The sequence below is a fragment of the Spirosoma litoris genome, from assembly GCF_054776755.1.
Window position 1 is genome coordinate 36,024 of the sequence record NZ_BAAHBI010000021.1, and the last position, 12,352, is coordinate 48,375.

The 12,352-nt window shown below is 47.5% G+C and carries 17 protein-coding genes; 15 read left to right on the top strand and 2 right to left on the bottom strand.

Annotation, left to right across the window (positions count from 1 at the left end; all coding sequences use genetic code 11):
* Positions 1-15: 15 nt before the first annotated feature.
* Positions 16-492 carry a lipocalin-like domain-containing protein gene (locus tag ACYVGR_RS14720; protein ID WP_460957895.1) on the bottom strand — a complete coding sequence of 159 codons (477 nt, stop codon included), beginning with the start codon at positions 490-492 and terminating at the stop codon, positions 16-18.
* A gap of 196 nt (positions 493-688) precedes the next feature.
* On the opposite strand from ACYVGR_RS14720, the gene ACYVGR_RS14725 reads away from it, so the two are divergent.
* The 15 genes from ACYVGR_RS14725 to ACYVGR_RS14795 all read left to right on the top strand — a co-directional run bounded on the left by ACYVGR_RS14725 (position 689) and on the right by ACYVGR_RS14795 (position 11,137).
* The gene (locus ACYVGR_RS14725) at positions 689-1,171 is read left to right on the top strand and encodes a hypothetical protein (RefSeq protein ID WP_460957897.1); all 483 of its coding nucleotides are present in this window, start codon (positions 689-691) and stop codon (positions 1,169-1,171) included.
* Positions 1,172-1,351: 180 nt separating this feature from the next.
* On the top strand, positions 1,352-1,924 hold the full coding sequence (locus ACYVGR_RS14730; protein ID WP_460957899.1) for a hypothetical protein: 573 nt from the start codon (positions 1,352-1,354) through the stop codon (positions 1,922-1,924).
* A gap of 21 nt (positions 1,925-1,945) precedes the next feature.
* On the top strand, positions 1,946-2,440 hold the full coding sequence (locus ACYVGR_RS14735; protein WP_460957901.1) for a hypothetical protein: 495 nt from the start codon (positions 1,946-1,948) through the stop codon (positions 2,438-2,440).
* Positions 2,376-2,873: a hypothetical protein gene (locus tag ACYVGR_RS14740; RefSeq protein WP_460957903.1), complete on the top strand. Its 498-nt coding sequence runs from the start codon at positions 2,376-2,378 to the stop codon at positions 2,871-2,873. Before ACYVGR_RS14735 ends, ACYVGR_RS14740 begins: the two co-directional genes overlap by 65 nt.
* A gap of 24 nt (positions 2,874-2,897) precedes the next feature.
* Positions 2,898-3,350: a hypothetical protein gene (locus ACYVGR_RS14745; RefSeq protein WP_460957905.1), complete on the top strand. Its 453-nt coding sequence runs from the start codon at positions 2,898-2,900 to the stop codon at positions 3,348-3,350.
* Positions 3,350-3,811, top strand: coding sequence for a DUF1353 domain-containing protein (locus ACYVGR_RS14750; protein WP_460957906.1), 462 nt, complete (start codon positions 3,350-3,352; stop codon positions 3,809-3,811). Before ACYVGR_RS14745 ends, ACYVGR_RS14750 begins: the two co-directional genes overlap by 1 nt.
* A 933-nt stretch (positions 3,812-4,744) precedes the next feature.
* Entirely contained in the window at positions 4,745-5,614 is an 870-nt protein-coding gene (locus ACYVGR_RS14755; RefSeq protein WP_460957908.1) for a S49 family peptidase, read from the top strand.
* On the top strand, positions 5,615-6,064 hold the full coding sequence (locus ACYVGR_RS14760) for a hypothetical protein (RefSeq protein WP_460957910.1): 450 nt from the start codon (positions 5,615-5,617) through the stop codon (positions 6,062-6,064). It abuts the gene before it with no gap.
* A gap of 64 nt (positions 6,065-6,128) precedes the next feature.
* On the top strand, positions 6,129-7,103 hold the full coding sequence (locus ACYVGR_RS14765; protein ID WP_460957912.1) for a hypothetical protein: 975 nt from the start codon (positions 6,129-6,131) through the stop codon (positions 7,101-7,103).
* Between the two features lie 65 nt (positions 7,104-7,168).
* The gene (locus ACYVGR_RS14770; RefSeq protein ID WP_460957914.1) at positions 7,169-7,876 is read left to right on the top strand and encodes a hypothetical protein; all 708 of its coding nucleotides are present in this window, start codon (positions 7,169-7,171) and stop codon (positions 7,874-7,876) included.
* 67 nt (positions 7,877-7,943) lie between these two features.
* Positions 7,944-8,156 (top strand): hypothetical protein, encoded by a 213-nt coding sequence (locus tag ACYVGR_RS14775; RefSeq protein ID WP_460957916.1) that lies wholly within the window; start codon positions 7,944-7,946, stop codon positions 8,154-8,156.
* Between the two features lie 35 nt (positions 8,157-8,191).
* Positions 8,192-8,674 carry a hypothetical protein gene (locus ACYVGR_RS14780; protein WP_460957918.1) on the top strand — a complete coding sequence of 161 codons (483 nt, stop codon included), beginning with the start codon at positions 8,192-8,194 and terminating at the stop codon, positions 8,672-8,674.
* Between the two features lie 31 nt (positions 8,675-8,705).
* Positions 8,706-9,110: a hypothetical protein gene (locus ACYVGR_RS14785; protein ID WP_460957920.1), complete on the top strand. Its 405-nt coding sequence runs from the start codon at positions 8,706-8,708 to the stop codon at positions 9,108-9,110.
* Positions 9,091-9,636: a hypothetical protein gene (locus ACYVGR_RS14790; protein WP_460957922.1), complete on the top strand. Its 546-nt coding sequence runs from the start codon at positions 9,091-9,093 to the stop codon at positions 9,634-9,636. The genes ACYVGR_RS14785 and ACYVGR_RS14790 overlap by 20 nt, the downstream gene beginning before the upstream one ends.
* A complete protein-coding gene (locus ACYVGR_RS14795) occupies positions 9,620-11,137 on the top strand; it encodes a terminase large subunit domain-containing protein (RefSeq protein ID WP_460957923.1) in 1,518 nt (505 codons plus the stop codon). The genes ACYVGR_RS14790 and ACYVGR_RS14795 overlap by 17 nt, the downstream gene beginning before the upstream one ends.
* 209 nt (positions 11,138-11,346) lie before the next feature.
* Here ACYVGR_RS14795 and ACYVGR_RS14800 read toward each other — a convergent pair whose 3' ends face one another.
* Complete coding sequence (locus tag ACYVGR_RS14800; protein WP_460957927.1) at positions 11,347-12,306, bottom strand: phage integrase SAM-like domain-containing protein; 960 nt, start codon at positions 12,304-12,306, stop codon at positions 11,347-11,349.
* Between the last annotated feature and the right edge of the window lie 46 nt (positions 12,307-12,352).

The window sequence follows — 12,352 nt, forward strand, 5'->3', positions numbered from 1 at the left end:
TATTCTCTATAAAAATCACAAATACAATTGCCAAGACTCTGTAAATCCATTCGATATATCTACATCAAACAGTAATTTATAGTTACTGATAGTATTTTTGTCTAGTGTAGATGCTGGCACTATGCGTGTCATTTTTAAATGAGTTTCATCAAGTTGCTGAATGGAATAATTATATATTTTTCCATTATCTATTTTCAAGTTTAGTGTCTGGTTCTTCAATGACCATGTGCCATTAAAATCTGGAATAAATGTAAATGTTCCACCTTTTTTGAACTCCCATTTATATTTCCCATAATCTATTACTGGAATAGGGTATGGGAACCCTTCTTTCTGATACATAACCCCTGTTTTATTACTACCAATGAGCTCTAGTCTATCAACCTTCCATGCTTGAGTAAGTAATCCAGCCCAAGAACTTGGGGTATTGTCCTCTGAGCTACAGGAAAATAAAACGACTGTGAGAAAAAAAATAATGTGGTTTTTAATCTTCATACGTAAAACTCTTCTTTATACCATTTAAAAATATTTAAAGCAGACGATCTTTTATTTTTACTATAATTACATGCGATCTTTTCCTTAAAGGATAGCCTACAAATTGTATAAATATTATTTTATGTTCACTAATTAATTAGTATTTTTAACCTCCTGACATTAACCGCTATAACTATGAAAAACCAGTATTTATTCCGTGAGAAAAAAGGTAGTTGTTTCAGTACCCAAGCACTTAAAAAAGTATCTTTTAAATCCTGAATTTGGCACCCTAGAGCCAGATGGTGGCCTCTATGTGGGTGGGCGTTCGTTGATTCGCGCACAAATCTCCAGTATGATTGTAGCGATCCCTTACGTTTATCAACGAGTAGAGCCAAGTGGCAACAATCTAACCATCTGGTATAGTTGCCGGGATAAAACCCATGAAGTGCCACCCGAAAAAATCAGCATCCTGGCCAAAGCGCTGGATGAGCTCTTTAGACGTTCGCTGATTATTGAAGTACGAGCCTTACATGGGCTTTGTGGAGGAGACTACTCCCGATTTATTCGGAGCTTTCTGGAGCGTTACCAAATCGAGCCGGATGTGGATGTGGATTTTGAAACCATCCGTAAAATTTATCGGGATTATCTGGAGCGAGTGGACAAGCAAACCAGAGCTGCCGAAAAAAATATTTTCGCCTAAAGTGTCCGGCTGGGCGCAACATTGTCCGGCTGAGCGCAATAGTGTCCGACTGATAGCAAACCTGTCCGGGCTAAACTGGCCCCAAAAGAGCCCCTACAGCGCGTAGAGGCTCTTTTTGTTTTGGAAAGTGGCCTAAAATCCAGTCCTTTCCAGCGCCTACGTAGGTGGCTACTTTTGGCTATGCAAGTAACAGAGAGCCGAATAGGCTTAACGCTCCAGCAGCCTAATGCTGGCCAGGTGGCCAGGCTCAAGCTCCTACCCATTGAGCAGGTGCTGGCCATCCTTTCGCCCGATGAGCTCCCGGTGGTGGGCTCTCCAAAAACCGTTTCTAAGAATGCCCTCAATGTGGTGGCAGGCGCTCCCCTCACGGAGCTGGTATTTCCAGCGGGTGGCTGTACCATGCAGGAAACCAGCCAGGCCGATCCATCGGGAGCTGGCACCATTTGGGAGCTGACCCTGGAGGCAGCACTACCCCGAAACCAGCCAGCGCTCACCGACTGGCTAGAAACGAATCAGGCCAGGAGATGGCTGGCCCTTTGGCTGGATCGCAACGGCCAGGCCTACCTGGCAGGAGAGCCATGCAACGGCCTCCGATTGGAAATTAACCGAACCATCGGAGCTCTCAACTATGTGCAAGTAACAGCCAAAGCCAGGAGCTGGCACCCTGCCTGGTTTCTGGAAACCTTCGACAGCACCACCCTCTTTGCCGATGTTGATTTTGACTTAAGTTTTGAAATTTCTTTTAACGCGTAATCACCACTTATAAACAAGCCGATGGCAGCACCAGACGACAGCGCTTTAAAGGCGCTCATTGATTCAAACATTCCAGATGCCACTCCGACCCAACAGCGGAGAGCAAAAGCCTCCTTTGTACGCTATGTACTTTATCAGCTCATTGATTGGGTTAAAACAGCCATCAATGGCAACCTATCCACGTGGCTCCGAAACTCTGACAACCAGCCAGGCGGAGCCAATAACGAAGCTATTTACCGAACTGGATCTGTATGGGCGAATGGGGGACTTTTTGCCAAAGGTATAGGAACCGCTACCAATATGGCCGACACCAGTAGCAGCCAGGGAGGCCTCCAGGTTATAAGTTCAGCAAACAATAAGGCGGCTTATATGGAGTTCCACATTACTGGCCTGGCTATTCCACAATTAGGGGTTGATCCCGATTTAGTTTTAAAGTGGAAGCCTTACGGCAGTGTATCCTGTTGTTATAGACAAAATCACGAACTCCTTTCGACTGGCCACTATTGCCGCCAATAAAAAAATAGCCTTGTATGATGAAACGGGCAACGACCAGCAATTTTATGGATTTGGGGTAAATGATGGCAAACTACAGTATCGAGTTGACACCACGTCAGCCATACACGTATTCTACGCGGGTACATCTCCAGTGACGAGCCAGGAATTAATGCGAATCCAAGGAAACGGAAACGTAGGCATAGGGATAGCAGCGCCAACGGAACGGCTACACGTTGTTGGCAATGCGTTAGTTCAAGGCGAAATCCAGGCGGGGAGCCTTGCCGCACCAACCAGCGTAAGGACTTACGGCTACTTCATTAATTATTTTATGTCGGCCCTTAGGGCGTTTAGAATAGGCGGAGCAACAACCACAACGGGTCTGACGCTAAAAACTACCCAATATATCAATATTGAGATTGATGGCACGGCCTACAAACTTGCCTTAGTCAACTAATCATATTTTAATCCTTTTTAACCAATGAATGCAATACATGCCAATATTTCCAGTGAGGCCATCACTGGCTTAAGCCGAATAGGCGAACATGAGAACTTTGTGATTACGCGGGATCTCAATATGGTGCAACAGGTGCGAATCATTACGCTGGATGCCTCCAGCGGCCTGCCGATTACGGAGCAGATCCTGGCCGACGAATCATTAACACCCGACCAGAAGAAAGCAGCACTCCAGCGGTATGCCGATCAGATTGTTACGCGCAATACGGATGGAGCGTATGTCAATGTGATTGGCCAGGTAGTGCCAGCGGACTACGTTGGCGAGTCGATCAGCCAGCGGGATTTTTTTCAATCTATTACGCTGGGAGCGCTCAAGCAAATGGGCGTAACCATTAACGATTCCACAACTGTGGCCAGCCTCATTTACCTGCTCATTCAGCGGGAAATTGCCAACATTGATAGCCGAGGAGGCCTGTAATGGAGCAGCATACAGAGGCCTTATTAATAGCCTTCACTGATTCGTATTACTGTCTGCCGGTAGTTATCGACAGCCGATTAAGTAAGTCGGATCAAATGGCTGTTTTGCAGGATGTGCTGGTGGAATTGGCAGATACCAGGCGTGTACTGATAAAGGCTAACTTTCTGACCGATTGCCACAGCACTCCACCCTGGAGCCAGAGCCTGCTGCCTGCTTATAATAACCGCACCAATTTAGCGGCCATTACCCACGATTGTCTGTACATGGAATGGGAGCGGTTTATAAATAGCTACCCTGAACTTTCGGGAGTCGATGGCCGGGCGTATTCCGATACTGCATACCGGGAGCTCATGGAACGTTTTAACCCTGGCCATTGGCGAAACGGGCTCTATTACCGCGCCGTTCGGCTATTTGGTGGCTGGAATTGGCGCAGATTCAGAGATCAAACTGGAACGGGGTAAAATGCAAAATGGTCAGTCCTAGATGAGACTGGCCGTTTTGCATTTTACATAAATCTGTTGAATAACTCACTTTATGTTATTCGAATAAAGCAAGAGCATTGGTAACCATCAACAGGGCTCAGTCTTTATTTTTTAATATATACTCATGGCTTTAAATAGAGAAGCCCAGATAACTATTATATATATTATCTGGGGGTGAAGCCTGCGTAAAGCTAGGAAAGGCAAGCTCAAACCAAATGTCATTATTGAAAATTTATAGCCTATTTTTATCTGGCCACCATAGTAAGTAAATAAAAGATATTGTAGTAATACGCTTAAGCCAGCTACTCCCCAGAATACAATCCAGAACTTAGTCTGTGACATATTTAAAGAAGTACGAGTATAGCCTTCGTACCAGTGTATAATCTGATCCTTCCAATTAATTGTCATGATAGATAGGTTTGTTATATAAGTGGCACTATGTAAAGCTAGCATCTGACAAATGCTTTTCCCCTTTTGCTGTAACGCGGTAAGCTGTCCACGTTTTGCCATCAGGTTCTTGTACATCCTTGAAATCAAGGTACCCTTGCTGAGTCAAACGTGATATACTATTCTCTATCATTTCACGCTGGTGAACAAAGTCATCCCAATGATGGCGATCTATCAGGTGTATTAATCTAGTCATACCCACGTTTTTACCCTGTTCCTGTTTTTCAAATAGGAGTCTAAGTATAATAAGGCACTCTTTACTCATGCCATTTCTGTTGTATAATCTAACGTTATGTTAAAAATCTTCAAATCGACAATATCTAATTAGTCGCCACAAGCTACACAATTCAATAACGAAATCAATAGTCAGTTCTAGCCAAAGCTGGCATTTTTTATGTCCTTTTGGCTATCTCCAAAGAGCCTCAATTTCGTGGCAGATCGAGTAATTGTCGATCTACAAAACGAATGAGAGGAGTAAATTTTTCGGGCCTCTGGAGCCTTGACACAGCCTTTGCCATGCAAATGCAACGCATTATCCAGCCACGGCTGGCTAGTGGCAAAGATCCACTACCTACCTCCTATATCACCACTCATCCATCGGCCCAACTGCCAGCCGATAGGCCAAACGTACTGGCAGGCTCCTCCTCCTATTACAGTTACGTGGCCGATGTGTACACCAGCTCGGGTGTGTGTGTCATCCCGATCCAGGGAGCGCTTTCGCGCTATGGCTTATGCGCTTGGGGGTATGAGGATTTAGCGGGTATTCTGCAAGCGGCAGAACTCTCCGAAACCGTACAGGCGGTACTGCTTAAGATGGACACGCCAGGCGGGGCCGTGGATGGCCTAAAGGCGGCAGCGGAGGCCATACGGGCTATGACCAAACCCGTAAACGTCTGGACGAACTTTTGTGCATCGGCAGGCTACTTTCTGGCCAGCCAGGCCACCCAGATCTGGCTGGAGGATCAGACGCTGCCAACCATCGGCAGCATCGGTACGATGATGGTCTACGAGAACCGCAGCAAGGCACTGGAGATGCAAGGGTTGGACATTCGGATTTTCAGAGCCAGCGGCTCCACGGAGAAAAACCTGGCTAACGGTATCGAGCCACTCGCTCCCGAAGTGGAGGCCGACATGCAGGCCATGCTGGATAGTGCCCAAACCGAATTTGTGGGCTACGTAAGACGCGGCAGGGCTGGCCTGCTGACTTCCGATCAATGGAGCACAGGTAAAATGTACGGGGTTCGGGATGGGATTAAGTTAGGCCTGGCCGACAAGGTGGGCTCATTTCAACAGGCTTTTAAAGCCACAGTTCAAGCGTTTAAACAATCCAAATAGATGGCAGCAGTAAAGCAGACGGTGGCCACGTTTATGGCCTCCTTTTTCGGAAAATCCGAGAAAGTGATTTCGGAGAAGCTCTCCACCGATGAGCACAACGAGTTCACCAGTGAGGTGTTAGGCCTTACGCAAAAACTGGAGGAGCTCCAGGGGGAAAAAACCACCTTGGAGGGCAAGATTACCGGCCTAGAGAGCCAGGTTACGGAGAAGGCTGGGAAGATTACTGAACTGGAGGGCAAGGTTACAGGCCTGGAGAGCAAAGTTACCGAGCTGGAGGGCCAAAAGACCACCGCCGAAACCGAGGGCGGCAAATACAAAGCCTGGTTCGAGAAACAAGCCGGGGTAGGTGCCCAACTGCCAGAAGCCGATGCCAGCAACGCCGGAGGAGCTACCGAACTCACCAGCTACAATGCCGCAGCCGTGGAGGTTTACCGACGAGCGCAGAAATAGCGCCCTTAGACGGATGACTATCCAATAAGTAACAGCTTTTCAACTATTTTTTTTAATCACTTACATGCCACAAACAACAGGTTACGATTTTAGTAAGTTGCCATCGGCCTTAATGCAGGTTTTCGATGGCCGAAAGGAGATCATTACGGACGTTTTAACCGATGGCGAGGCCAAGATCCGGGAGCTCTACCAAATGTTAGTCACCGACAATAAGAGCCCGCTCATCAATCTCCAGATCATGGATATTTTACGGGCGGCATCGGATGACTTTAACCCAGCAGCGGGTGCCCTCCAGTTCGGGGCGCGGATTCCCACCTTTGAGGATGTCGATATTGATTTGCAATTCACGACCGGGGAAATTCAAACGCTATTCCGTTCGTATTTGCAATACGTGAAAGGGCTAACCTCGGAGAAGGAAGTACTGGCCAATCCGTTCGAGGTGTTTTTCTTGCAACAGATCTTGCGCACGGCACGGGCTAACCTGGTGGAAAAAGCAAGCTGGAAAGCCGTTAAGAACGCCAGCAATACGGGTTCTGTATATGCCATCACGGGCTTACTATCCAAGCTCACGGCGGCACGTACCGCGCTGGAAATTCCAGCGGCTCAAGTGCTAACCGCAGCCACGACCATCGACGACACCAACAGCTACGAACAGGCCGTTTTGTTGTGTCAATTGGTCGAAGCACAAAACCAGGCCATGCTGGAGATCCCGCTGCAATTCCGTTGCTCTCCGGGTATGGCCCGTAGCATCAACCGACGACGGCAGGCCAAATTTCCCAACACGGTGCGGCCTAACGAGATCATGCGCCAATTCGATAACTATGAGAACATTACCCTGACTCCCGATGTGGGCTTAACGGGTAAATCAACCATGTTGATCACGCCAGGCTCAAACATGAATTTCGTCTGTAACGAAGATGTGAGTGCCTACACCTTAACGGTGGTGAAGGATGTAAAAGCCATCAAAATCAACATTCGTATGAGCGTTGGCTTTGACTTCGGCTTTGGCAAATTCGTTTTCCAAAATGATAAAGTGTAACCCTTCGGCCTGGCTGCTAGTCGGTGGCCAGGCCACTCATTTTTTACTATCTCAAATTTTCTCAAATGAAGTTATCTAAGTTTCTGATGGCCACGGCCATTCTCTTCATCGGGGCGCTGATTATGGCGGCTTCCGGTAATGCCCTGGCTGGCCTGATTGCCATGCCAGTAACCTCTTACGCTTTTCAAAGCGTTACGGGCATCAGCCTGTTTGATAGCCACGGGCTGGCAATGGCTACCCTGGCCGCGATTCCCCGCACCCCACAGCAAACCGTCAACCCAGGCGGTGGCCGGAGACTGTTTTTGATTGCGACCGATCAAATTACGGGCGAATGGCCAAAACGGGCGGATATACTAGGCGGTGAGGTAACGACGGCCCCCACGTTGGTAACGGGAACCCCTGCCGCCACCTTTATCGAGGTATCCATTTCGGACAATAGCTTAAAGCTGGACGAAGCCTTAAAAGGCGCTACGGGTTATCAATCCTGGGAGCAAGGCCTGGAGCTTAAGGTGGCCGGTTACACGAAGGAGCAGGTAGCCGCTATCGAAAAGCTGTTGAATACGGATGTGGTGGCGGTGGTAATTCTAACCGATGGGGTACGGGTAGTATTGGGTACGTCCTTAATGGGCCTCCAGTTCGAGATCACCCACACGACTGGAGCCAAAGGGGGCGACCGGCGAGAGTGGACGTTAAAGGCCAAAAATGACGGCTATCAATTTGGCTATGTGCCATTAGGAGCAGCACTGGCCATTCCAGGGGTAACGCTGGTCTAATCACTCAATCAATTGTTTAACCACGGCCTCCTTTGCTGGCATTGGAGGCCGTACTGTTTAATTCACCATGAAAGTAGTACGTGTATTGAATGAAGCCGAGGGGGTAAAGTTTGGCTTTGGCGAGCGGGATGTGGTAGTAGGTGAGTCAATGGCCATAGCCGATGCCGAACGAATCCAGAGCGATTATCCAGGGGTTTACGTGGAGGTGGTGGAGGTAGCCGATGAGCCAGCAGTGCCAGCAGGAGCAGCCGCTAAAGCCGTAACTCGCGGAAAGCAATAATCTGATTCACTCAACCAACAAATCATCTTATCACAATGAACGATAAATTAAAACAACTTAAGGCCGCTTGCCAATTGGCCGAAATGGAGCACAATGCCGATCCAGAGCATCCGGTAAAAAAAGGCAAATTCGAGAAAGCACAGGCCGACTTTGAGCAGGCACTGGCCGAGGAGCCAGCAGCCGATGGCCAGACAGACGTAAAAAGTGAGCTGGATACGTTAGTAGCCATCATTGACGAGCTGGACACCAAAAATCAGGAACTGGCTGGCAAAAATGAGGAGCAGTTTAACGAGATCGCTTTACTCAATGAGCAGCTAAATGAGAAAAGCCAAAAATTAGAGGAGGCACTAAAATCGGCAGCTTCAGCAGAAACTGCTTTAGAAAAAGCCCTCAAAGCAGCGGCAACTCCCAAAGCAGGCGCAGCCAAGCCAGCAGCAGCGCAACCAGCCGAAACTCCAACAGCCACGGCTCCCGTAGCCGACGAAAAAAAAATTAGTAAACAACGGCCTGCCCGTTGATAGCGGCAGCAATCCGATAAAAGAGCAGCTCATGCTGGAGGCCGAAGCGCTCCACCGTGAGGCTGCTCTTTTGTCTAATAGCCTGGCCGATTTTGCGGATAACGATGTGGAGGGCCGTAAGCCATTGGTGGAGCAGATCCTGGCCATCCGGGAGCAGTGGAAAGATGTACGCTACGAGATCCAAACGGGGCAAAAGCGGAGGGAAGAAAAAGAAGCCAAACCCACCACGGCCAGCCAGGGACTGCATTCCGCAGAGATAAAGGTGGAGCTCCAAAAAACGCGGGTAAACATTTCCAAAAACGAGAAAAAGCTACGCGAGCAACCCGACCACGCCAAAGCCAGCGTTTGGGCCACGGAGCTGGCCAGGCTAACAGCCATCAAAGACGAGTATGAGGATCAACTACGACTATTGAGCTATGAAACAGCTAAAGGGTAATAACAAGTATTTAGAAAAGGTACGGGATGAGCTCACGATTTACCAGCGCTATCTGCTGGAGGATGGCCAGGTACTGACACCGATCCAAGCCGAAACCTTTAAGCACATCAATGATACCCGCGATTGGTTAAAGCAGGGCTTTAATGATAGCCAGGTGCTGGCCATGATTAAAAAAACCACCTCGCTCCAGGATCGACGGGCCAGGGAAATCCTGACCATGAGTTACGTGGTGTTTGCCGAGCTCCGCAGCTCCCGCGATAAAGAGGGGATCAAGTACCTCTATTCGGAAATGTTCCGGGAGGCCGCTAAAAAGGCGCTGGAGGCCGATGATTTTTATAATTATTCGCTGCTGCTGAAAGAAGCGGCCAAAATCGACGGGGCTTACGATAACCAGAAAGTGGTGGATGCTGATGCCTACAAAAAGCCCTCGAAAGTCACCTTTAAAGTGCGTCAATTAACGATCAACAACAATACGAGCCAGGAGCCTAAACCAGTCGAAACTACCACCTATGAAATCGGAGAATGAAACGCTGGGCACTGACCATGTCGAAGTGGAAGTCAACGAAAAACAAGCCATTTTCCTGGAGGCCGTTTGTAACAATCGCTATAAAATGGCGGGGATGATTGGCGGGCGGGGCTCTGGAAAATCCATTACGCTCTCCGATTTCCTGTTATTGGCATCGGATGAATTACCCAAAGCCAAATGTGGTTGGGGCGTTCCGACGATCAAAAAAGCCAAGAGCAAATTAACCTCCGGGTTAAAAGCAGGTTGGAAACGACACGGCATTACGGAGTATGACTTTAAAACGGGCAATGGGCTAATGGTGATGTGGCGGGAGCCACCTGCTCATTTTGACCGACCCCACGAAGCGCCCGACATTTGGGAAAATTGCATTAGTTTCCCGAATGGCTTTGTGATTGAATTTGAGAGCTTTAAAATGGCCGCTGCCGAAAACCGAGGCTCAAACTACGATCTTTACGTTATTGACGAAGGGTTGAATTTTAAAAAAGAGTGGCTCAAAGTAGTCGTACCGACCTTACGGGCTAATGAGGGTAAGTATGATTCGACGTTCCACCAGATGCTGGCCGTTTTTAGTTCTCCTCCCTGGGATATTGGGGGGCAATGGATGTACGAAATTGAGGAGCTGGCCAAATCCGAGCCAGAGAAGTACTTTTTCCTGGAAGTAAAGACCCGTGATAATTTGGCGTTTCTACCAAAAGACTATTTAGAGACGCTCAAAAAGAGCCTTACCAAATTGGAGTATGAGGTGGAGGTGGAAGGCAAGCGGCTTTCCAAAATGCCCCATAATTTTTACCCGTCTTTCCAGCATCACATCCACGTAATCAAGGAGGAAAGTGATGAGTTCGAAAAGAGGGCGACCTGGCAGGATGAGCTCCTTTACAATACTACCACTGGCCTGGAAATAAGCCTGGATTTTAACGCCCATTTTACGAGCTGCACCATCTGGCAAAGTGATATAGTGCAGGCCAGGCTGATAGATAATCTATACTGCAAGGAGCCAGCAGTGGATGCCAACGGGGTGGCCATGACAATGGCTCAAACCCTGGCCACGCTAATATCCACGGAATATGCAGACCATAAGAAAAAGGTGGCTGTTTTAACGGGGGATAGAAACGGGCGCAATAAATCGGCAGGCTCCACAAAAAGCATGTTTGAGCAAGTCGCTGAAATTTTAGAGCTTTCTGGATGGCACGTTTCTACAGCACCCCTTAATTATAACCCTCCCCACATCGAGAAGTTCAAGGACATTAACAACGTGTTCGCCGAGCGTAATGAGCAGCTCATTCGTGTACGTATAGACGGGATCAGGTGTAAGGCTACGGTGATCAGTATGGACAACAGCCCACTCAACACCGACTACACGAAGAGCAAGGCAAGTGAGAGCAGTGGCATCGACCAAGAGCGAGCCACGCACTTAAGCGACACGGTGGATTACTATATATTTTGGAAATTGAAAGGCGGTCGCATCCGTTCCGAAATTGATTTCGACCTAGAGTATTTCTAATACAAAACTTTCCAATAACCTGCTTTCAGATATTCGCGGTAGCCAATTTTGGAAAGTTCCAAAATGCTAAAGGGCGGGGTCAAGAAAGAAAAAAATCCCTCAAAACGGGGGGTAGTGAACAGTAAACAGCCTCATCTTGAGACTGTTTACTGTTTTTGAGGGTGCAAGTTTAGTTTAAATAGGTTTTGTTGTACTTAAAATACTGACATTCAGGCTGCTTGTTGGTCAGACTGATGCAAATGATTAGAGAGACTTTCCCAACTGGACAAGAGCTTTGCCAATCGGTTCCGCCTTGGCCTAGCATAGTGTTTAAGTCGCTCCGTTGATGTTAGGCCTAACATAGTAGCTACATCATCGGAGGGGATTAACATTTCATTCAGTGCTAAATCTGCAAATGTTTTACGGGCTATTTTTGTGGATAGGCGTACCGGCAAACCCACATAGGCCGCAATGAGTTTTAACGAATCGTTTCTTTTCTGGTTCGACTTTACGGGTAGTGCTTCCAGGCTCTCCCCATACTTTTTTAATACGGCCACTCCTGGCTCAAGGATTTTTAGAAAAAACTCCTTCTTCGTTTTCTGGCGCTTACCTATTAGCCAGTAATCTGCTTTTTGATCTTTATCAATTCTGAACTGTTTAGATGTATAGTCACAATGGTGCATTCCAGTGAAGCAGTTAAACACAAAAGCATCTCTTTCTTTATCCAGAGATTCTGCCGCTGCCGGGTGTAACTCTCCAGCTCTGGACATGACAAAGAAATCGAACTTTATAAGCCGTTCTAACTGCTCAATGGTTAAATGTGTAGTATCTGGCTCCTCATCACAGCCCTCAATTCGGTAGCTGGCAAGTGGATTTTTAAGGATTAGTCCCCTTTCGGTAGCTAATTTTAAAACCTGCTTTATGTACTTTTGATGGTTTTCAATATGGCCAGCCCCAAACTTTTCCACACTGGTAAAATGCAACGCTAAATCATCCATAAAGTCTTGATTTAAAGACGTTGCAGGTAATTTATCCCGCTTGGAAATCTTTAAATAATCGGAAATATTGGCGGCATAGTTTGACTGAATTTCTAAGGTGGATTTTGAGAGCTTACCTAGCTTGTTCCGCTTTTCCTGTTGCTGATAATGGTAGGCACAAACTTCGGTTAATGTAAGATGGGGTGGTCCTATTTAGCCGGACACTTCACTTTTGAGAGTTTGATAAAACAGTTTGGTA

Bases quoted from the DNA above. Each gene is read 5' to 3' on its own strand.
- ACYVGR_RS14720 (WP_460957895.1), bottom strand. From the start codon at position 492: ATGAAGATTAAAAACCACATTATTTTTTTTCTCACAGTCGTTTTATTT.
- ACYVGR_RS14730 (WP_460957899.1), top strand. From the start codon at position 1,352: ATGCAAGTAACAGAGAGCCGAATAGGCTTAACGCTCCAGCAGCCTAAT.
- ACYVGR_RS14735 (WP_460957901.1), top strand. From the start codon at position 1,946: ATGGCAGCACCAGACGACAGCGCTTTAAAGGCGCTCATTGATTCAAAC.
- ACYVGR_RS14745 (WP_460957905.1), top strand. From the start codon at position 2,898: ATGAATGCAATACATGCCAATATTTCCAGTGAGGCCATCACTGGCTTA.
- ACYVGR_RS14750 (WP_460957906.1), top strand. From the start codon at position 3,350: ATGGAGCAGCATACAGAGGCCTTATTAATAGCCTTCACTGATTCGTAT.
- ACYVGR_RS14755 (WP_460957908.1), top strand. From the start codon at position 4,745: ATGAGAGGAGTAAATTTTTCGGGCCTCTGGAGCCTTGACACAGCCTTT.
- ACYVGR_RS14760 (WP_460957910.1), top strand. From the start codon at position 5,615: ATGGCAGCAGTAAAGCAGACGGTGGCCACGTTTATGGCCTCCTTTTTC.
- ACYVGR_RS14765 (WP_460957912.1), top strand. From the start codon at position 6,129: ATGCCACAAACAACAGGTTACGATTTTAGTAAGTTGCCATCGGCCTTA.
- ACYVGR_RS14770 (WP_460957914.1), top strand. From the start codon at position 7,169: ATGAAGTTATCTAAGTTTCTGATGGCCACGGCCATTCTCTTCATCGGG.
- ACYVGR_RS14775 (WP_460957916.1), top strand. From the start codon at position 7,944: ATGAAAGTAGTACGTGTATTGAATGAAGCCGAGGGGGTAAAGTTTGGC.
- ACYVGR_RS14780 (WP_460957918.1), top strand. From the start codon at position 8,192: ATGAACGATAAATTAAAACAACTTAAGGCCGCTTGCCAATTGGCCGAA.
- ACYVGR_RS14785 (WP_460957920.1), top strand. From the start codon at position 8,706: ATGCTGGAGGCCGAAGCGCTCCACCGTGAGGCTGCTCTTTTGTCTAAT.
- ACYVGR_RS14790 (WP_460957922.1), top strand. From the start codon at position 9,091: ATGAAACAGCTAAAGGGTAATAACAAGTATTTAGAAAAGGTACGGGAT.
- ACYVGR_RS14795 (WP_460957923.1), top strand. From the start codon at position 9,620: ATGAAATCGGAGAATGAAACGCTGGGCACTGACCATGTCGAAGTGGAA.